General features: G+C 62.3%; 15 protein-coding genes. 9 read left to right on the top strand and 6 right to left on the bottom strand.

Going from position 1 to position 20,449, the window contains the following annotated elements; all coding sequences use genetic code 11:
* Positions 1-83: 83 nt before the first annotated feature.
* The 3 genes from J3P91_RS25385 to J3P91_RS25375 form a co-directional block, all read right to left on the bottom strand.
* Positions 84-1,049 (bottom strand): L-carnitine dehydrogenase, encoded by a 966-nt coding sequence (locus J3P91_RS25385; RefSeq protein ID WP_434602078.1) that lies wholly within the window; start codon positions 1,047-1,049, stop codon positions 84-86.
* A 143-nt stretch (positions 1,050-1,192) separates the two neighbouring features.
* Complete coding sequence (locus J3P91_RS25380; protein ID WP_434571287.1) at positions 1,193-2,080, bottom strand: 3-keto-5-aminohexanoate cleavage protein; 888 nt, start codon at positions 2,078-2,080, stop codon at positions 1,193-1,195.
* A gap of 71 nt (positions 2,081-2,151) precedes the next feature.
* Entirely contained in the window at positions 2,152-3,096 is a 945-nt protein-coding gene (locus J3P91_RS25375; protein WP_434602077.1) for a choline ABC transporter substrate-binding protein, read from the bottom strand.
* Between the two features lie 193 nt (positions 3,097-3,289).
* Here J3P91_RS25375 and J3P91_RS25370 point away from each other — a divergent pair, with 193 nt between their 5' ends.
* Positions 3,290-4,249, top strand: coding sequence for a GlxA family transcriptional regulator (locus tag J3P91_RS25370; protein WP_434602076.1), 960 nt, complete (start codon positions 3,290-3,292; stop codon positions 4,247-4,249).
* Positions 4,250-4,433: 184 nt separating this feature from the next.
* Here the strand turns inward: J3P91_RS25370 and J3P91_RS25365 are convergent, their stop codons facing one another.
* The 3 genes from J3P91_RS25365 to J3P91_RS25355 form a co-directional block, all read right to left on the bottom strand.
* Positions 4,434-4,850 (bottom strand): DUF3010 family protein, encoded by a 417-nt coding sequence (locus J3P91_RS25365; RefSeq protein ID WP_434605223.1) that lies wholly within the window; start codon positions 4,848-4,850, stop codon positions 4,434-4,436.
* A gap of 69 nt (positions 4,851-4,919) precedes the next feature.
* Positions 4,920-5,243, bottom strand: coding sequence for a helix-turn-helix domain-containing protein (locus J3P91_RS25360; protein WP_305498291.1), 324 nt, complete (start codon positions 5,241-5,243; stop codon positions 4,920-4,922).
* Between the two features lie 112 nt (positions 5,244-5,355).
* Positions 5,356-5,757, bottom strand: coding sequence for a lysozyme inhibitor LprI family protein (locus J3P91_RS25355; protein ID WP_434602075.1), 402 nt, complete (start codon positions 5,755-5,757; stop codon positions 5,356-5,358).
* Between the two features lie 232 nt (positions 5,758-5,989).
* On the opposite strand from J3P91_RS25355, the gene J3P91_RS25350 reads away from it, so the two are divergent.
* The 8 genes from J3P91_RS25350 (at position 5,990) to J3P91_RS25315 (ending at position 20,427) form a co-directional block, all read left to right on the top strand.
* Positions 5,990-6,967 carry a dipeptidase gene (locus J3P91_RS25350; protein ID WP_030139307.1) on the top strand — a complete coding sequence of 326 codons (978 nt, stop codon included), beginning with the start codon at positions 5,990-5,992 and terminating at the stop codon, positions 6,965-6,967.
* Between the two features lie 79 nt (positions 6,968-7,046).
* Positions 7,047-7,577 (top strand): DUF5943 domain-containing protein, encoded by a 531-nt coding sequence (locus J3P91_RS25345; protein ID WP_018612374.1) that lies wholly within the window; start codon positions 7,047-7,049, stop codon positions 7,575-7,577.
* Positions 7,578-7,592: 15 nt separating this feature from the next.
* A complete protein-coding gene (gene dgcA, locus J3P91_RS25340; protein WP_305498294.1) occupies positions 7,593-9,653 on the top strand; it encodes a dimethylglycine demethylation protein DgcA in 2,061 nt (686 codons plus the stop codon).
* Between the two features lie 209 nt (positions 9,654-9,862).
* Positions 9,863-11,812: a dimethylglycine demethylation protein DgcB gene (gene dgcB / locus J3P91_RS25335; RefSeq protein ID WP_434602074.1), complete on the top strand. Its 1,950-nt coding sequence runs from the start codon at positions 9,863-9,865 to the stop codon at positions 11,810-11,812.
* Positions 11,812-13,032, top strand: coding sequence for an electron transfer flavoprotein subunit alpha/FixB family protein (locus tag J3P91_RS25330; protein WP_434602073.1), 1,221 nt, complete (start codon positions 11,812-11,814; stop codon positions 13,030-13,032). Before dgcB ends, J3P91_RS25330 begins: the two co-directional genes overlap by 1 nt.
* 15 nt (positions 13,033-13,047) lie before the next feature.
* Complete coding sequence (locus tag J3P91_RS25325; RefSeq protein WP_434602072.1) at positions 13,048-13,818, top strand: electron transfer flavoprotein subunit beta; 771 nt, start codon at positions 13,048-13,050, stop codon at positions 13,816-13,818.
* A 1,133-nt stretch (positions 13,819-14,951) separates the two neighbouring features.
* Positions 14,952-18,404, top strand: coding sequence for a GMC oxidoreductase (locus tag J3P91_RS25320; protein ID WP_434602071.1), 3,453 nt, complete (start codon positions 14,952-14,954; stop codon positions 18,402-18,404).
* A gap of 154 nt (positions 18,405-18,558) precedes the next feature.
* Positions 18,559-20,427 carry a hypothetical protein gene (locus J3P91_RS25315; protein WP_434602070.1) on the top strand — a complete coding sequence of 623 codons (1,869 nt, stop codon included), beginning with the start codon at positions 18,559-18,561 and terminating at the stop codon, positions 20,425-20,427.
* Positions 20,428-20,449: the final 22 nt, after the last annotated feature.

Here is a 20,449-nt window from a genome sequence, read left to right as displayed (position 1 = left end):
GGTTTTGTAGAACGACACAGAGCCAATGTGGGAGCGAGCTTGCTCGCGATGGGGCCAGACCTGCTGGCCCAAAAAACCAAGGTTTACTCGGCGAAGGCCATTCCATGCTTTTCCTTGGTGGCCTTCACCGCCTCCAGCACCGCCATCAGGCAATCATCACGATAGCGTTCCAGCGCCGAAATGCTGTGGCGCCCCAGTTGCTCGCTCGTCCCGTCCACCACATCGTCGATCAGTTTCTCGGTCAGCTCCGGCGCCGGCAGGTAGGTCCACGGCAATTGCAGCGCCGGGCCGAACTGGGCCATGAAATGGCGCATCCCGGCATCGCCGCCGGCTAGGGTGTAGGTCAGGAAAGTGCCCATGAACGACCAGCGCAGGCCGGCGCCAAAACGAATGGCATCGTCGATTTCGCCGGTGGTCGCCACGCCGTCGTTGACCAGGTGCAGGGCCTCGCGCCACAGCGCTTCGAGCAGGCGATCGGCGATGAAACCGGGGACTTCCTTGCGCACGTGCAGCGGGCGCATGCCAAGGGATTCGTAGACCTGCATCGCCGCTTGCACGGCTTCAGGCGCGGTGTGCTTGCCGCCGACCACTTCCACCAGGGGCAGCAGATAGACCGGGTTGAACGGATGCCCGACCACGCAGCGCTCCGGATGAGTGGAGTTTGCATAAAACTCGCTCGGCAAAAGCCCCGAGGTGCTTGACCCGATCAGTGCATTCGGCTTGGCGGCGGCGCTGATCTGGGCGTGCAGTTCAAGCTTGAGCTCCAGCCGCTCGGGAGCGCTTTCCTGAATGAAATCGGCCTCGCGTACGCATTCCTCGACGGTAGCGACGAAGCGCAAGCGATCCTGCGATGCGCCGGGGGCCAGGCCCTGTTTTTCCAAGGCGCCCCAGGCGCTGGCGACGCGTTTGCGCAAGGCCGCTTCGGCACCCGGCGCCGGGTCCCAGGCGACCACGTCGAGGCCGTGGGCCAGGGCGCGGCTGACCCAGCCGCTGCCGATGACGCCGCTGCCCAGGGCGGCGAAGGTTTTGATGTTGGTGATGAAGCTCATGGTGGTTTCCTGAAAAGGGTGAGGATCACCTGTGGGAGCGAGCTTGCTCGCGATGGCGGCGGTGCATCTGACGCATCTTTGACGGTCGGACTATCGCTATCGCGAGCAAGCTCGCTCCCACAGGGAAGACGGTGGAGATTTGGTTAGCCGCGCTGGGTCAGGCCCATTTTCTTGCGGCCCTCAGCCGGCGTAAGCACACGCGCCCCGAGGCGGCTGAGGATTTCGCCGGCGCGCTCCACCAGTTGTCCATTAGTGGCGAGCACGCCTTTGTCCAGCCAGAGGTTGTCTTCCAGCCCGACCCGCACGTTGCCGCCCAGCAATACGGCCTGTGCCGCCATCGGCATTTGCATGCGGCCGATACCGAAGCCGGCCCACACCGCGTCGGCGGGCAGGTTGTCGACCATCGCCTTCATGGTGGTGGTATCCGCCGGCGCGCCCCACGGGATACCCAGGCAGAGCTGGAACAATGGGTTGTCCAACAGGCCTTCCTTGATCATCTGCTTGGCGAACCACAGGTGCCCGGTGTCGAAGATCTCCAGCTCGGCCTTGACCCCCAGCTCGGTGATGCGCTTGGCGCCGGCCCGCAGTTGCGCCGGGGTGGAGACGTAAATGGTGTCGCCGTCGCCGAAGTTCAGGGTGCCGCAATCCAGCGTGCAGATTTCCGGCAACAGCTCCTCGACGTGGGCCAGGCGGGTCAGTGGGCCCACCAGATCGGTGTTGGGGCCGAACTCCATGGGTTTTTCGCCGCTACCGATTTCCAGGTCGCCGCCCATGCCGGCGGTGAGGTTGACGATGATGTCGACGTCGGCCTCGCGGATGCGCTCCATCACTTCGCGGTACAGCGCCACGTCGCGGCTGAACTTGCCGGTCTGTGGGTCGCGCACATGGCAGTGGACCACGGTGGCGCCGGCCTTGGCCGCCTCGACGGCCGCCGCGGCGATCTGTTTCGGGGTGACCGGCACGTGCGGGCTCTTGGCGGTCGTGTCGCCAGCACCGGTGAGTGCGCAGGTGATGATGACGTCGTGGTTCATGGTGCGGATTCCTTCAGGCGTGGTGAGTCACCGCGCAGCCCTTTGGAGCTGCGCAGAGGGATAACGGTTGATCAGTTGCTGGTCAGTTTTAAGCTGTCGATGGCCGGCTTGCCGTCGAAAGTGGTCACGCCTTCGAGCCAGCGCTGCTTGTCTTGCGGGTGGTCCTTCAGCCATTGCCGGGCCGATTCCAGTGGGTCCTTGTGGTCGAGCAGCGGCTGCATCATCCGGCTCTCGTCTTCGGCGCTGAAGGTCAGGTTGCTCAGCAGGCGGCTGACGTTAGGGCATTGCTCGGCGTAGTTCGGCGCGGTGACGGTCCAGACGCTGGCCATGCCTTCGTTCGGGCCGAGGGCGTCTTCGCTGCCGGTGAGATAGGTCATCTGCACATTGACGTTCATCGGGTGCGGCGCCCAGCCGAAGAACACCACGGCTTCCTTGCGCCGCACGGCGCGGTCCACCGCCGCGAGCATGCCGGCCTCGCTGGACTCCACCAGCTGGAACTTGCCCAGGCCAAACTGGTTCTTGGCGATCATCGCTTTGATCTGGGTGTTGGCACCGGAACCGGGCTCGATGCCGTAGATCTTGCCGCCCAGCTCTTTTTCGAATTTGGCGATATCAGCGAAGGTCTTCAGGCCCTTGTCGGCCAGGTAAGTGGGTACGGCCAGGGTGGCGCGGGCGTCCTTCAGGCTCGGCTGCTCCAGCACCTTGACCTGCTTCGCCTCGACGAACGGGGTGATGGTCTGGGTCATCAGCGGGTTCCAGTAGCCCAGGAACAGGTCCAGGCGCTGGTCGCGGATGCCGGCGAAAATGATCTGCTGGGAGGCGCTGGTCTGCTTGGTCTTGTAGCCGAGGCCATCGAGCATCACTTGGGTCAAGGCGCTGGTGGCAATGACGTCGGTCCAGTTGACCACGCCCAGGCGCACGTTCTGGCAGGCAGCGGGTTCGGCTGCGAGGGCAGTCTGGTTCAGGAGAGACGTGGCGCTGATTGCAAGAACGCAGTAGCTGATCAGGTGTTTCATTGTCAGGTTCCTCGGCAGCTTGTTGTTATGGGTTCCGGCATCTGCGCGCCGGTGATGCCAAAGTACGCAGCCGGCCCCCGCGCAAAACGCACAGCGGCGACCTGCTCTTGCACTGCAGCGACCTGTGCGCTTGAAGGACGCTTGCAAGTGGCGTATCAAGGTCCGCACGCTGCCCGTCAACCGAGTGCGCTCCATGTCCCAGGATTTTTATTTCTTGTTGATGCCGGGTTTCTCGGCCATCGGTTTCATCTCGGCCATCGAGCCCTTGCGGGTCGCCAACCGTTTTCGCGGCGAGCTGTACCGCTGGCATGTACTGAGCGCCGATGGCGGTGCGGTGCTGGCGAGCAACGGCATGTCGGTCAACGCCGACGCCGCGCTGGAGCCGCTGAAGAAGGGTGCGACGCTGTGGGTCGTGGCGGGTTTCGAACCGTTGAAATTTGCCAGCCCGGCGTTGGAGCGCTGGTTGCATCGACTGGACAATGAAGGTGTGATCCTTGGCGGTATCGACACCGGCAGCGTGGTCCTGGCCGAGGCGGGGCTACTTGATGGACACCGGGTGACGTTGCACTGGGAGGCGATCGAGGCGTTCAAGGAATCTTATCCACAGCTCGGCGTGACCCAGGAACTGTTCGAGATTGACCGCCGTCGCATCACTTGCGCCGGCGGCACCGCCTCCATCGACCTGATGCTCGACCTGATCGGCCAGGCCCACGGCCCGGAGCTGGCGGTCCAGGTCAGCGAGCAATTCGTGCTCGGTCGCATTCGTCCGCGCAAGGATCACCAGCGCATGGAAATCGCCACGCGCTATGGCATCCGCAACAAGAAGCTGGTGCAGGTCATTGGCGAGATGGAGACCCATAGCGAACCGCCCTTGAGCACCCTGGCCCTGGCCGAGTCGATCAACGTGACGCGGCGTCAGCTGGAGCGCCTGTTCCGCCTGCACCTGAACGACACCCCGAGCAACTTCTACCTGCGCCTGCGCCTGGAAAAGGCCCGGCAACTGCTGCGTCAGACCGACATGAGCGTGCTGGAGGTGAGCATCGCCTGCGGGTTCGAGTCGCCGTCGTACTTCACCCGCAGCTATCGGGCACGGTTTGCCCGGTGTCCACGGGAGGATCGGCGACGGCAGGGGGATGAGCGGGAGGTGGTTTGACAGGTTTTCATAGTCTGGAAATACACCGTGGCGAGGGAGCTTGCTCCCGCTGGGCTGCGGAGCAGCCCCAATGTCATCGACTCAATCAACCTGACACATTTGGGTGCCGGGTTTCGGGGCCGCTGCGCAGCCCAGCGGGAGCAAGCTCCCTCGCCACGGGGGGCTGTGTTCGGCTGAAAAAGGTCTATTTCTTCATCAGTGCCGAGCAGGCTGCCTTGTACGCCTCATGCTGATACTTGTTCAGCGTCGCCGGCAGGGCGAAGTCGTGTTTCTTGCTCTGCGCGTTGATGGTCTGCGGCGACAGCAGCATCACCTCGCAGCCTTCCAGCAACTGGAAAATGCCCTCGATCTTGAAGGTGGTCGGCCCACCGGCGAATTCACCTTTCTTGCTGCGCTTCTTGATGGCGATGCGTTCGATGCCGTTGTCCGTCACGAACGCTCGAACCTGCGCGGCGAAGGCCTTGACGTTGGCGGCTTCGTCATCGTCGTCGAGGGCGATTTTCTTGGTACTGAGCGCGACGTGGCTTAACGCCTGTTGGTCCAGCGAGGCAACGGCGATGATCGCTTCGCTGCCTTTGATTTCGATGCCGCAGATGATCATGCTCGGGCCTTGGGTTCGGGTGGTCTGGAGCGCCAGTTTACCCACCTTGAGGCTCAACGCCTTGCGAATCTATAGCTCCAGTTGATCAGCATGGATGCCAAAGGCAGAGGCAATTTTTTCTCGTGTAGCTCGGCGAGGTTTGGCCACAGATTCTTGCTGGGCAAACGCCGGTTGGGAAATACCGAGACGCTTGGCAACTTCGTCTTGGGTCAGGTTCAAATGCTCGCGCCAGGCGCGTATGGGCGTGGCGCCGTCGACGATACGGCTAACGACTTCATGAGGAATCAGATCGGGTTCCAATTTCTGCGCAACGTATTGCGCATACGGAATGACCACAAAGGCCGGATTTCCGTCTGCGTCGTTGATGATCTGAATGTCAGTAGGTACGTTCATCGCATTTCACCAGGCTCATGTCGAGGTATAAGTCTTTTATAAGATTTGCGAATCCTGACTTATATCTCTTCCAGGACCAACGGCCGGATGGTGTCGGGATGTTGCGCCCAATTTATTCCTGCCCAATCGACTCCAAAAACTCCGACCGGTCATCGCTCACCTGGGCCATGCAGTCGTTTTCGGCGATTTTGTAGGTGTCGCTGCCAGGTTTGGCCGGGAAGGCGGCGATCGCGCAGTCGGCTTCGCGCTGCTTTTGCCACAGTTGCTGGGCGGCCTTGATCTTGGCGGTGATGTCGTTGAGCTGGGCCTTGTCGCTGGCGTAGCGGGTTTGCAGGCGTTCGTTGAGGCTTTGCAGGTTTTCGTTGAGCAGTTGTTCGGCGGCGGCTTTGCCGTAGGCCGAACAGGCCAGGGTCTGGACGTCGTTTTCAACTTCGTCGCAGGGGTTGGGTTCGGTGTCTTCGGTCGCGTGGGCGACGGTGCTGATCAGTGCCAGGGCGAAGAAAATCGATTTCATCGGTTGTCGCTCGAGTCCGGTTGAATCCAGTGGTGCAGCGGATTCTGGCGCAAGCGCCGGGTAAAGAACAGATGGGCAGGGTGGGCCTGTCGCAGCCCATTGTCGCGGATTGACGCTTTCGGCAATTCCCCTGTCGTTTTTGCACCCGGTCGCGACGGCCCTCAGGCATATGCTGGCCCCAAAGCGCCGGCACACGATTCGGCGCATGAATCGCCAACAAGGGGACTGCCTGATGAGCCCAGCCGAATTGCACGCCGACAGCATCGTTATCGACGGGCTGATCATTGCCAAGTGGAACCGTGACCTGTTCGAAGACATGCGCAAGGGCGGCCTGACCGCAGCCAACTGCACCGTGTCGGTGTGGGAAGGTTTCCAGGCCACCATCAACAACATCGTCGCCAGCCAGAAACTGATCCGCGAAAACAGCGACCTGGTGATCCCGGTGAAGACCACCGCCGACATCCGTCGCGCCAAGGAGCAGGGCAAGACCGGCATCATCTTCGGCTTCCAGAACGCCCATGCCTTCGAGGACCAGCTCGGCTATGTCGAGATCTTCAAGCAGCTGGGCGTCGGCGTGGTGCAGATGTGCTACAACACCCAGAACCTGGTGGGCACCGGCTGCTACGAGCGCGACGGCGGCCTGTCGGGCTTCGGTCGTGAAATCGTCGCCGAGATGAACCGCGTCGGCATCATGTGCGACTTGTCCCACGTTGGTTCCAAGACTTCAGAAGAAGTCATTCTCGAATCGAAGAAGCCGGTCTGCTACTCCCATTGCCTGCCGTCCGGTCTGAAAGAGCACCCACGCAACAAGTCTGACGAGGAACTGAAGTTCATCGCCGACCACGGCGGTTTCGTCGGCGTGACCATGTTCGCGCCGTTCCTGGCCAAGGGCATCGATTCGACCATCGACGACTACGCCGAAGCCATCGAATACACCATGAACATCGTCGGCGAAGACGCCATCGGCATCGGCACTGACTTCACCCAGGGCCATGGCCAGGATTTCTTCGAGATGCTGACACACGACAAGGGCTATGCCCGTCGTCTGACCAGCTTCGGCAAGATCATCAACCCCCTGGGCATCCGCACCGTGGGCGAGTTCCCGAACCTCACCGAGACGCTGCTCAAGCGCGGTCACCCGGAGCGGGTGGTGCGCAAGATCATGGGCGAGAACTGGGTGAACGTTTTGAAAGATGTCTGGGGCGAATAAACCCCGCCGCGTCACCGAATCCTTTACCTGCGGCCACTCGCGCCGCAGGCACATCACGAATTTCCGGAGTCACGTTTTCATGGCCAAGATCGCCCCGCAACTGCCTATCGAAGTCGACAGCGAAACCGGTGTCTGGACCTCCGACGCCCTGCCGATGCTGTACGTGCCGCGGCACTTCTTCGTCAACAACCACATGGGCATCGAGGAAGTGCTGGGCGCCGATGCCTACGCCGAAATCCTCTACAAGGCCGGCTACAAATCCGCCTGGCACTGGTGTGAAAAAGAAGCCGAATGTCACGGCCTGGAAGGCGTCGCGGTGTTCGAGCATTACATGAAGCGCTTGTCCCAGCGTGGCTGGGGCCTGTTCAAGATCCAGGACATCGACCTGGACAAAGGCACCGCCAGCGTCAAGCTCGAACATTCGGCGTTCGTCTACGTGTACGGCAAGGTCGGGCGCAAGGTCGACTACATGTTCACCGGCTGGTTCGCCGGCGCCATGGATCAGATTCTCGCCGCTCGCGGCAGCCAGATCCGCACCGTGGCCGAGCAGGTCTACGGCGGTTCCGAAGAAGGCCACGACGACGGCCTGTTCATCGTCAAGCCGTTGTAAGTCGAGGATCGCGCCATGGCTTTTGAAGCAATGTTCCAGCCGATCCAGATCGGCAAGCTGACCATCCGCAACCGCGTGCTCAGCACCGCGCACGCCGAGGTCTACGCCACCGACGGCGGCATGACCACCGACCGCTATGTGAAATATTACGAAGAGAAGGCCAAGGGCGGCATCGGCCTGGCAATCTGCGGCGGCTCGTCCGTGGTTGCCATCGACAGCCCGCAGGAATGGTGGAGTTCGGTGAACCTGTCCACCGACCGCATCATCCCGCACTTCCAGAACCTGGCCGACGCCATGCACAAGCATGGCGCCAAGATCATGATCCAGATTACCCACATGGGTCGTCGCTCGCGCTGGGACGGTTTCAACTGGCCGACCCTGATGTCGCCGTCCGGCGTGCGTGAGCCGGTGCATCGTGCGACCTGCAAGACCATCGAGCCGGAAGAAATCTGGCGGGTGATCGGCAACTACGCCCAGGCCGCGCGCCGGGCCAAGGCTGGTGGCCTGGACGGCGTCGAGCTGTCCGCCGTGCACCAGCACATGATCGACCAGTTCTGGAGCCCGCGGGTCAACAAGCGGACCGACGAGTGGGGCGGCAGTTTCGAAGGCCGCATGAAGTTCGGCCTGGAAGTGTTGAAGGCCGTGCGCGCCGAAGTGGGTGACGATTTCTGCGTGGGCATGCGCCTGTGCGGCGACGAGTTCCACCCGGACGGCTTGTCCCACGAGGACATGAAGCAGATCGCCAAGTACTACGACGACACCGGCATGCTCGATTTCATCGGCGTGGTGGGCTCGGGTTGCGACACCCATAACACCCTGGCCAACGTCATTCCGAACATGAGTTATCCACCGGAGCCATTCCTGCACCTGGCCGCCGGTATCAAGGAAGTGGTCAAGGTTCCGGTGCTGCATGCGCAGAACATCAAGGACCCGAACCAGGCCACGCGGATCCTCGAGGGCGGCTACGTCGACATGGTCGGCATGACCCGCGCCCACATCGCCGATCCGCACCTGATCGCCAAGATCAAGATGGGCCAGATCGACCAGATCAAGCAGTGCGTCGGCGCCAACTACTGCATCGACCGCCAGTACCAGGGCCTGGACGTGCTGTGTATCCAGAACGCCGCGACCTCCCGTGAATACATGGGCGTGCCGCACATCATCGAGAAATCCACCGGGCCGAAACGCAAAGTCGTGGTGGTCGGCGCCGGCCCGGCCGGAATGGAAGCGGCGCGCGTGGCCGCCGAGCGTGGGCACGACGTGACGCTGTTCGAGAAGAAGGAGTTCATCGGCGGACAGATCACCACCGCCTCGAAAGCCCCGCAACGGGACCAGATCGCCGGTATCACCCGCTGGTTCCAGCTGGAGTTGGCGCGGCTGAAAGTCGACCTGCGCCTGGGCGTGGCGGCGGATGCGCCAACCATCATGGACTTGCGTCCGGATGTGGTGGTGCTGGCCGTCGGCGGCCACCCGAACGTCGAACAGAACGAACACTGGGGCGCCGCCGAAGGGCTGGTGGTCAGCAGTTGGGACGTGCTCGACGGCAAGGTTGCCCCGGGCAAGAACGTGCTGGTCTACGACACCATCTGCGAGTTCACCGGCATGTCGGTGGCCGACTTCCTCGCCGACAAGGGCAGCCAGGTCGAAATCGTCACCGACGACATCAAGCCGGGCGTGGCCATTGGCGGGACCTCGTTCCCGACCTACTACCGCAGCATGTACCCCAAGGAAGTGATCATGACCGGGGACATGATGCTGGAGAAGGTCTACCGCGAAGGCGACAAGCTGGTGGCGGTGCTGGAGAACGAATATACCGGCGCCAAGGAAGAGCGCGTGGTGGACCAGGTGGTGGTGGAGAACGGCGTGCGGCCGGACGAAGAAATCTACTACGCGCTGAAGGAAGGTTCGCGCAACAAGGGCCAGATCGACGTCGAAGCATTGTTCGCGATCAAGCCGCAGCCGTGCCTTGAGCAGAGTGGCGATGGCTACCTGCTGTTCCGCATCGGCGACTGCGTGGCCCAGCGTAATACCCACGCGGCCATCTACGACGCCCTGCGGCTGTGCAAGGATTTCTAACGGCTTAACACCATCACCTGTGGCGAGGGAGCTTGCTCCCGCTGGGCTGCGAAGCGGCCCCAAATCATCAGTCGAGGAGCATCAGGTTTACACCTGGGGCTTTTTTGGGAGCGCTTCGCGCTCCAGCGGGAGCAAGCTCCCTCGCCACAAGTAGGTGCGTCGCTCTCACTGGCGCGCACATGACCCTGAGGTCTTTGGGAGCAACACCTATGTTGAACACCCTTCTTCCAATCCTGCTGTTCGCAGCCCTGGGCCTCGCGGTCCTCGGTGCCTTGCGGCGGGTGAACATGTGGCGCCGGGGACGACCGTCGAAAGTCGACCTGATCGGTGGCCTCTTCGCCATGCCCAAGCGCTACATGGTGGATTTGCACCACGTGGTGGCGCGGGACAAATACATCGCCAATACCCACGTCGCCACGGCGGGCGGGGCGGTAGCATCGATTGTGTTGGCGATCCTGGTGCACGGTTTTGGCTTGCACAACCGCATCCTCGGTTACGCCCTGCTATTGATGTCGGCGGTGATGTTCGTCGGTGCGATCTTCATGTACCTGCGTCGGCGCAACCCGCCAGCGCGATTGTCGAAAGGTCCTTGGATGCGCCTCCCGAAAAGCCTGCTGGCCTTCTCGGCGTCGTTTTTCCTGGTGACCCTGCCGGTGGCGGGCATCCTGCCGGAGAACTTCGGTGGTTGGCTGGTGGCGGCTGTCCTGGGGCTCGGTGTGTTGTGGGGCGTGTCGGAATTGTTCTTCGGCATGACCTGGGGCGGGCCGATGAAGCACGCCTTCGCCGGTGCCCTGCACCTGGCCTGGCACCGCCGTGCAGAACGTTTTGGTGGCGGCCGTTCCACCGGCCTCAAGCCGCTGGACCTGAACGACCCCGCCGCACCGCTGGGTGTGGAGAAACCCAAGGATTTCACCTGGAACCAGTTGCTCGGCTTCGACGCCTGCGTGCAGTGCGGCAAGTGCGAAGCGGCGTGCCCGGCGTTCGCCGCCGGCCAGCCGCTGAACCCGAAAAAGCTCATCCAGGACATGGTCGTCGGCCTGGCCGGCGGCACCGATGCGAAGTTCGCCGGCAGTCCTTACCCAGGCAAACCCGTTGGCGAGCACGGCGGTAATCCACACCAGCCGATCGTCAACGGTCTGGTGGACGCCGAGACCCTGTGGTCCTGCACCACTTGCCGGGCGTGTGTCGAGGAGTGCCCGATGATGATCGAGCACGTCGACGCCATCGTTGACATGCGCCGGCACCTGACTCTGGAAAAAGGCGCCACGCCGAACAAGGGCGCCGAGGTGCTGGAAAACCTCATCGCCACCGACAACCCTGGCGGCTTCGCCCCGGGCGGGCGGATGAACTGGGCGGCAGACCTGAACCTGAATCTGCTCAGCGAGAAAAAATCCACCGACGTGCTGTTCTGGGTCGGCGACGGTGCCTTCGACATGCGCAACCAGCGCACCTTGCGCGCCTTCGTCAAAGTCCTCAAGGCGGCGAAGATCGACTTCGCCGTGCTCGGCCTCGAAGAGCGCGACAGCGGCGATGTGGCCCGGCGCCTCGGTGATGAAGCGACGTTCCAGCTGTTGGCCAAGCGCAACATCCAGACCCTGGCCAAATACCGCTTTAACCGCATCGTCACCTGCGACCCCCACAGCTTCCACGTGCTGAAAAACGAGTACGGCGCCTTCGATGGCAACTACCTGGTGCAGCACCACAGCACCTATCTGGCGGAAATCATCGACGCCGGCGCGCTGAACCTCGGCCAGCACAAGGGCGACAGCGTGACTTATCACGACCCCTGCTACCTGGGCCGCTACAACGGCGAATACGAGGCTCCGCGCCAGGTGCTGCGTGCGCTGGGCATCGAGGTCAAGGAGATGCAGCGTTCCGGTTTCCGTTCCCGTTGCTGCGGCGGCGGTGGCGGTGCGCCGATCACCGACATTCCGGGCAAACAGCGTATTCCTGACATGCGCATGGAAGACATCCGCGAAACCGGCGCCGAACTGGTGGCCGTGGGTTGTCCACAGTGCACCGCGATGCTGGAAGGCGTGGTCGAACCACGACCAATGATCAGGGACATTGCCGAACTGGTGGCCGATGCGCTGCTCGAGGATACGACCCCGAGCAAGCCCGTGACTCCGGCCAAACGTGAACCTGCGGAGGTGCATTGATGAGCGACATCATCCGCCGCGACCCTCGCGCCGAGTGGATCGCCCGTAACCGGCTGCACCCGCTGCACGCGGCCATGCAACCGGTGCAGCACAGCTGGATGGGCCCTAACGGCGTCATTCGCAAGAACGTCCATGGGATAGGCTTCATCGGCCCCAACGGCATCAAGCGCATCGACCGCAGCGGTGCCCAGCAGGGCGGCGCAACCAAGCGCACTGCGACCACTGAAGTGCAACTGCCGCTGCATCAGGTGCCGCAACCGGCGTTCTACATCAGCGTGGTCCCGGACATGGTCGGCGGCCGTCTCAGTAGTCACGACCGCGACCTGTTGGGCCTCGCCCATCAGTTGGCCGGCAGCGAAGGTGCGGTCCTGGCGGTGGTGTTTGGCGAGCATAAGGAAAATGCATTCGCCACGGCGGGCGTGGACCGCTTGCTGGTGCTTGAGGGCGACGAGTTCAGCGGTTATGCACCGGAACAACGGGTCCAAGGCCTGCGGGCTGTGGATAACCAGTTCAGCCCACGCCATTGGCTGTTGCCCGACAGCCGCAGCGGCGGTGGTGAACTGGGCCGGCGTTTCGCTGCAGCTTTGGGCGAACGCCCGGCCACGCGTGTCTGGCAGGTCAAGGGCGAAGAGTGCATCGGCCGTGCCGGTGCGGGCCTGCAAGACCTGGCTCGGCCGTTGGCGCGACTGATTCTGGCAGCGGCCGAATGCGCCGAGCCGGTTAGCGAGACCCGCCACGAGGCCTTGCCGGTGGAGTTATCCACAAGCGTGGCGCGCAGCTTGTCGCGGATCGAGGATCTTGGTGCGGTGGCGGTGGATCCGGGCGCGATCCCGATGGCCGAGGCCGAATTCATTTTCTCCGGCGGCAACGGCGTCAAGGACTGGGAGCTTTTCCACAGAACCGCGGCGGCCTTGGGCGCAACCGAAGGTGCTTCGCGGGTGGCGGTGGACGACGGTTACATGGCTCGCGATCGCCAGGTGGGTGCCAGCGGCATCTGGGTCACCGCACGGGTCTACGTGGCCGTGGGGATTTCCGGGGCGATCCAGCACCTGCAAGGCATCGGTGCCTGCGACAAGGTGGTGGCGATCAACCTCGATCCGGGCTGCGACATGATCAAGCGCGCGGACTTGTCGGTGATCGGCGACAGCGCGGCGATTCTCCAGGCCCTGATCGCGGCGGTAGAGGCTTACCGCAACGAAGCCAGGCGCGATGCGGCTTAAGCTAAGGAAATGTTCATGAGTACCCAAGTGATCAGCCTCGTCTCCATCGGCGCCCACCCGACCTCTGGTCGGCCCCGGCGCGCCGAACAGGACGCCCGCGCCGTGGAGCTGGGCCTGCAACTGGCCGGCAATGAACTGCAAGTGCTGCATGCCGGCGACGTGGCCGAACCGGCACTGCGCGCCTACCTGGGCATGGGCCTGGATGAGCTTCACGTGTTGGATAATCCGGAGGGCGCCGATGCGCTGCCGGCGTTGACCGAATATCTGAGAGACGCTGGCGCCCAAGTGGTGCTCACCGGCAGCCAGGCGGAAACCGGTGAAGGCTCGGGCATGCTGCCGTTTCTGTTGGCGGAAAACCTCGGTTGGCCGTTGGTGGTGGGGTTGGCCCAGGTCGAATCCATCGACAACGGCGTGGCCCGGGTGCTGCAAGCCTTGCCCCGCGGTCAGCGCCGTCGGCTCAAGGTGCGCCTGCCGTTTCTGGCCACTGTGGATAACGCCGCGCCGAAACCACGGCAGAGCGCCTATGGCCCGGCGCGGCGTGGGGCGTTGCAGGCGGAAGAAGTCGAAGTGGTCGACGATACCCTGCTGGCGGTGGCAACCCTGCAACCGGCCAAGCCACGGCCCAAGCGCCTGAAGGTCATCAAGGCCAAGAGCGGCGCCGACCGCATGAAAGCCGCCACGGCCAAGGCCAGCGGCGGAGGTGGGCAGGTGCTCAAGGGCTTGAGCCCGGAGGCGGGGGCCGAGGCGATTTTGAAGCTGCTGGTGGAGGAGGGGGTGGTTCGCTAATCCCAGGAACGCCTAGGTTCCCTGTGGGAGCGAGCTTGCTCGCGATAGCGGTCTGTCAGTTAGCGATGATGGTGCTGATGGTCCGCCATCGCGAGCAAGCTCGCTCCCACAAGGGCCGGCGATGCACCTGAGTATTGTGCCTGCCGAAATTTCACGGTTACCCACAATCCCTGTGTGTCCGGCTGTGGATAACCTGTTTGCCCCTCGCTGCAACCCATATAAATCGCTCTCTGTAGACCTTCGCTCAAAAAACAACCAGCGTAACTTGCGGTTTCTATTGGCTTTTGTCTGCGAGCAACGCAGCATTCCAAGCCAGACTTGCCCCCAATCTCTGTTGGCGCTTCTGTGGATAAGATGTTCGCTCAACGCTGCAACCCATGCAGTACGGGGCTTCCAGTGAGTTGATCGATTAATGATCAATCATCGACTTCAAGTAGAAAAACCACCGCAATAACACCGGGTTGGTGGCTACTCAGCCTGTTTTCCACAAAATCGTCAAATTACCCCCAAACGCTGTTGGCGCTTCTGTGGATAACATGTTCGCTCTGTCCTACAGGCCACGCTGTGTGGGGCTTACGGCGTATTGATCAAAAATTGGTCAATCAGGCATGAAACTCCTGTTTGCAAATAAGTCACGGATTTTATTCACATTCGCCCTGACAAAATCCAGATCACCTCGACACTTGTCCCCATTAGCTGTGGGTTGCCTTGTGGATAACTTGTTCGTCGAACGCTACAGGTCACGGCAGGCTTAGCGCGGAATGCGATAGATCAAATTTCATACAGTTCTAAGGAACCGCCTTGACGTATGGGTGTCGCCTGTCTTCACTCATGGCACAAGGACAGCGCGACTTTATCCATGCCGGTTCAGGGAGAACGCATGATGGATAGCAAGCCCCCCAATTTATATCCCGCTTCAACCCCGACGTGCATCCCCACCCCTATGACCTCGTTACCCCGGCGCAACGGTCGGCGTGCCGCCAATCAGCGTGCACGCCTATAGCGCCTGAGGTTCCCTCCCATCAACACCGTTGACTGCCGCTCCAACCCATACGGGATAGCGGCCAGGCGTTCGTGCGCCTGGAACTACAGGCAACCGCAGAGTTGCCCCTTCTGCCTGAGAGGACTTGAACATGACACGGATATCGACCCCCATCAGTGAAATCAAGGAACACTACGACGTGATCGTCATCGGTTCCGGCTACGGCGGCGGCATTGCTGCGTCGCGCCTGTCCCGGGCCGGGCGCAAGGTCTGCCTGCTGGAACGTGGCCGGGAAATCCAGCCGGGCGAATACCCCAATACGTTGCTCGCTGCCACCGAGGAGTTGCAGGTGCACGACCCCGACGGCCACATCGGTTCGCGCACCGGGCTGTTCGACCTGCACGTCAACGCCCAGCAGAATGTGGTGGTCGGGTGTGGCCTGGGCGGCACGTCACTGATCAACGCCAACGTCGCCCTGGAAGCCGAGCCCGGCGTGTTCGAGGACCCGCGCTGGCCGCTGGCGATGCGTGAGCACCGCGACACGCTGCTCCAGGACGGCTACGCGCGGGCTCGGGAAATGCTCAAGCCCAACCCGTATCCGGCGTCCTTGCCGAACCTGCCCAAGCTCGACGCCCATAAGAAGTCCGCTGATTACCTCAAGCAGGGCGCGCATTTCTACAAGCCGCCGATCAACGTGACTTTCGACAAGTTGCCGAACAACCTCAACCACGTCGGCGTCGAGCAGTTGCCGTGCAATGGCTGTGGCGACTGCGTCTCGGGCTGTAACAACAAGGCCAAGAACACCACGCTGATGAATTATCTGCCGGACGCCTGGAACCATGGCACAGAGATTTTCTGCCAGGCTGAGGTGCGGCACCTGGAGCGCGATGGCGACGGCTGGATCGTGCATTTCCAGTACCTGGACAGTGGTCGCGAAATGTTCTCGGCGCCAACGCTGTTCGTGCGCGCCGATATCGTGGTGGTGTCCGCCGGCACCCTGGGCTCCACCGAGATCATGTTGCGCTCGCGAGACAAGGGCCTGTCGATGTCTCCCCAGTTGGGCGAGAACATGAGTGGCAACGGTGACATCCTCGGCTTCGGCCACAACTGCGACCAAGTCATCAACGGCATCGGTTTTGGCGCTCATTCGGCCAAGGAGCTGGAGCCGGTGGGGCCGTGCATCACCTCGGTGATCGACATGCGCACCGAAGGCGACTGGCGCAGCCGCATGGTCATCGAAGAAGGTTCGATCCCCGGCGCCCTCGGCCGGGCCATGGTGCCGAGCATGGCGGCGTTCGCCGAGATGATCGGCGTGCCCACCGACACCGGTTTTGGTGCCGCCCTCAGGTACAAGGGGCGCGAAGCCGAAAGCTTCCTGCGCGGGCCGTACTACGGCGCGCTGCATAACATGCAGACCTACCTGATCATGAGCCATGACAACGGCAAGGGCCGCATGGTCCTCGACAACAAGGACCAGTTGCGCATCGACTGGTCCGGCGTCGGCGAGCAGGAAAACGTCACCCTCGGCAACGAGCGTCTGCACCAGAGCACCAAGGCCCTGGGCGGGATCTGGGTCGAAAACCCGATCTGGACCAAGCTGCTCAAGCACAGCATTGTCTCGGTCCATCCACTGGGCGGTTGCGTGATGGGCGAGGACGCCGCCCAGGGCGTGGTCAATCACAAGGGCCAGGTGTTCAGTGGCGCCAGCGGCACCGACGTCTACCCAGGCCTGTACGTGACGGACGGCTCGGTGATCCCGACGTCCCTGGCGGTCAATCCGCTGCTGACCATTTCAGCGGTGAGTGAACGCAACATGGGCCTGCTGGCCGCAGATCGCGGTTGGCTGATCGATTACACGCTGCCGTCGGCCCCGCGCAAACCGGTGGCGGCGCCGACCCTCGGTGTGCAGTTCACCGAAACCATGAAGGGTTATTTTTCCAGCGCCTTCACCCAAACCCAGGGCACCGACCTGCCGCTTTACGAGGAAGCTGCCAAGCGCGGCAAGGCGGACAACTCGCCCATCGAATTTACGCTGACCATCACCGCTGCCGACCTTGATCGTTTGATCAAGGAGCCGGAGCACGCTGCGACCCTGGTGGGTACCCTCGATGCCCCCCTGCTGTCGGCGAAGCCGTTGGTCGCCAGCAACGGCGTGTTCAACCTGTTCGAGCAGTATCAGGATCAAGTCGGGGTGCGGCACATGAACTACGACATGAAACTGACCGCTGAAGACGGCAGCGACTATTTCTTCAGTGCGTTCAAGACCGTGCCGGAGGACAACGGCGTGCTGAACATCTGGCACGACACCAGCACCCTTTACGTCACGCTCTATCGCGGGTCGGACAAGACTGGTGCGGTGCTCGGATCGGGGGTGATGCACATCCTCCCGGCTGATTTCGCCAAGCAGATGACCACCATGAAAGTGCTCAACGCTCGCAACGAGCGTGAGCGGGTGGAGGCGCTTGCGCGATTCGGCAAGTTTTTCGCGGGCATCCTGTGGGAGAGCTACGGCGGGGTGTTCGCCGGGGACGTCTATTTCAATCCGGACGCGCCGTCGCGCTTGAAACGGCCGCTGGATGCACCGGCCCCGGTGGTGCATTTCTTCCAGACCGAAGACCACGTCGAGCTGCGCCTGACGCGCTACCAGGCAGGCAGCAAGGGCCCGGTGATGCTGGTCCATGGCCTGGGCGTGGGCTCGAATATCTTTTCCACCGACACCATTCACACCAACCTGTTGGAGTACCTGTGCAAGCACGAGTATGACGTCTGGCTGCTGGATTTGCGGGTGAGTATCCTGCTGCCGGCGAGCAAAAACGAATGGAACGGCGACCAGGTGGCCCAGTACGACTTCAAGGCCGCCATCGAGCAGATCCAACAGGCGACCCTGGCCCGTGACGTGCAATGCCTGGTGCATTGCTACGGCGCGACGACGTTCTTCATGTCGATGCTGGCGGGCTTGCAGGGCGTGCGCTCGGTGGTCTGCTCGCAGATCGCCGCCGACACGGTGGTCGCCACCGCCACCGGGTTGAAGGCCGGTTTGCATTTGCCGGGGATGCTCGATGCCATCGGCATCAAGTCCATGACGGCCTATGCCGACACTAAGGAAAGCTGGTTCAACAAACTCTACGACAAGGCCCTCAACGGCTACGCCCGGATCGAGGCCCAGGGCTACTGCACCAATCCGGTCTGCCACCGCATCACGTTCATGTATGCGTCGCTGTACCGCCACGACACCCTCAATGAAACCCTGCACGACAATCTGCATGAATTGTTCGGCGAGTCGAACATCCAGACCTTCGAGCACCTGGCGCTGATCGTGCGCAAGGGGCACCTGGTGGACTTCAACGGCAACGACGTCTACATGCCGCATTTCGATCGGTTGAAGTTGCCGATCTGCTTCATTAGCGGCGCCGACAACCAGTGCTACTTGCCGCAGAGCACCCTCAAGACCTACGAACGGTTGTGCGAGATGCACGGTCCGCAGTTGTTCAGCCGTCATGAGGTCCCCGGCTACGGCCACATCGACTGCATGTTCGGCAAGGACGCGGTGGTGGATGTGTATCCGATCATCCTCGGGCACTTGGAGAAAACGGCGCTCGGTTGAAGTATGACTATCCCGTGGCGAGGGAGCTTGCTCCCGCTCGGCTGCGAAGCAGTCGTCGCTTTTTGAAGTCTTGGGGGCCGCTACGCGGCCCAGCGGGAGCAAGCTCCCTCGCCACATGGGTTTTGTGGTGAGTCAGGAATAGGAAAAGGATGCCATGAACACTTGTATCCGCTGGTTCCAACGCATCATCTGGATCGGAATCGTCATGAACATGGTCTTCGCGATCCCGGCGCTGTTCGCGCCGGCGTTGCTGACCTCCATGCTTGGCCTGCCGCCGGTGCTGTCCGATCCCTGGCTGGAAAACGCCGGCATGTTGCTGGTGGGGATCAGCCTGTTCTACATGCCTTCGGGGTTCAACGCGCCGCGTTTCGTGGTGCATTCGTGGTTATGCGTGCTGTCGCGTCTGGTGGCGGTGGTGTTCTGGATCTACCTGATCAACACCAACAACCAGGGCCAACTGTTCGTGCCAATGTTGATGGGCGACCTGAGCATGTTCCTGATCCTGGGCGTGCTGTTGTATCTGGGCAGCCCGGCGGCCAATCGTCCGCTGGCCTTGCTCCGGGCCGGTTGGCGCGAATGGTGTGAAGGCTGGGCACATCGCTGGCAAAGCCATGGCTTCAAGGTAGGCGCGCTGATTGTGCTGCTGGTGCTTGGCTTCGTCGGCTACCAGACCTGGTATCAGATGATCCGCGAGGTGCCGCAGCCGGACTTCGCCTCCGACGAAGATCATTACAAATACGCCGCCATCGGCCTGGGCATCGAAGCGCGGATTCCCTACTACCTGTTCGCCGTGCTGCCACAGATGTGCCCGGAAAAACTGCCCAAGCCAGGCGGTTATGAGGTGTTCGGCTTCCTCTATGAAAACGGCAACGACTTGCCCATCGGCATGGCCAAGCGGCAGCTCGGTTACCCCACGGTGGAGCCCAACTGCGCGCTGTGCCACACCGGTTCCTACCGGGCCAATGCCACTGACGTAGCGGTGCCGGTCGCCGCCGCGCCGGCCAATACCCTGCAATTGCAAGCCTTCCAGTGGTTCGCCTACGAGTGTGCCAGCGATCCGAAATTCACCCCGGATGCGGTGATGGCGGCGATCAACGGCAAGTTCCAGCTGGGGTTCTTCGAAAAGCTCTATAACCGCTACCTGATCATTCCGATGGCCAAGAGTGCGCTGCTCAAGCAGAAACAGGCGTACGCCTGGCAGAAGCTGCGTCCGGCCCAGGGACCGGGGCGGACCGACACGTTCAACCCGACCAAGATGGTGGTCTTCGGCTTCCCGGATGACTCCACCATCGGCACCGTGGACTTGCCGCAGGTGTGGAACCAGAAACCCCGCGAGTCCATGTACCTGCACTGGGACGGCAATAACAACAAGATCCACGAACGCAACTACGCCGCAGCCATGGCCGTGGGCGCGACGCCGGAATCGGTGCTGCCGCCGAGCTTCAACCGGGTGACCAACTGGTTGCTGGGCCACAAACCACCGGCCTGGCCGTTCGCCCTGGATCAGGCGAAAGTCGCCCAGGGCAAACCGATCTGGGAGCAGAACTGTGCCGGTTGCCACGACTTCGGCCGCAGCGACACCGGCCAGGTCACCACCAACATCGACCAGTTGGGCACCGATCCCCATCGGCTGAACTCCTTCACCACCGGGCTGGTGACGGCGTTCCATGGCTTCAAGAAAGCGCCGTTCGACTTTGGCGCCTATCGCAAGACCCAGAGCTACAGCAACACGCCCACCGACGGCATCTGGCTGCGGGCGCCGTACTTGCACAATGGTTCGGTGCCGACCCTGTGGGATCTGCTGCAAGCGCCAGAACAGCGTCCACAAGTGTTCTACACCGGCTCGGATATCTACGACCCGCAGAAGGTTGGCTTCGTCACCAGCGGCGCGCAGATGAAGGCGTCGGCGGATTTCAAGTACGACACGCGGCTCGAAGGCAACCACAACGGCGGCCACCTGTACGGCACGCAGCTGTCGGACGTCGACAAACGGGCCCTGATCGAATTCATGAAGACCCTGTAGCCCAGGGCATAACGAAGGAGCG

Origin of the sequence: Pseudomonas sp. Z4-7 (genome assembly GCF_051131965.1) — a bacterium.
Lineage (GTDB): Bacteria > Pseudomonadota > Gammaproteobacteria > Pseudomonadales > Pseudomonadaceae > Aquipseudomonas.
This window is presented reverse-complemented; position numbering and strand designations above follow the sequence as displayed.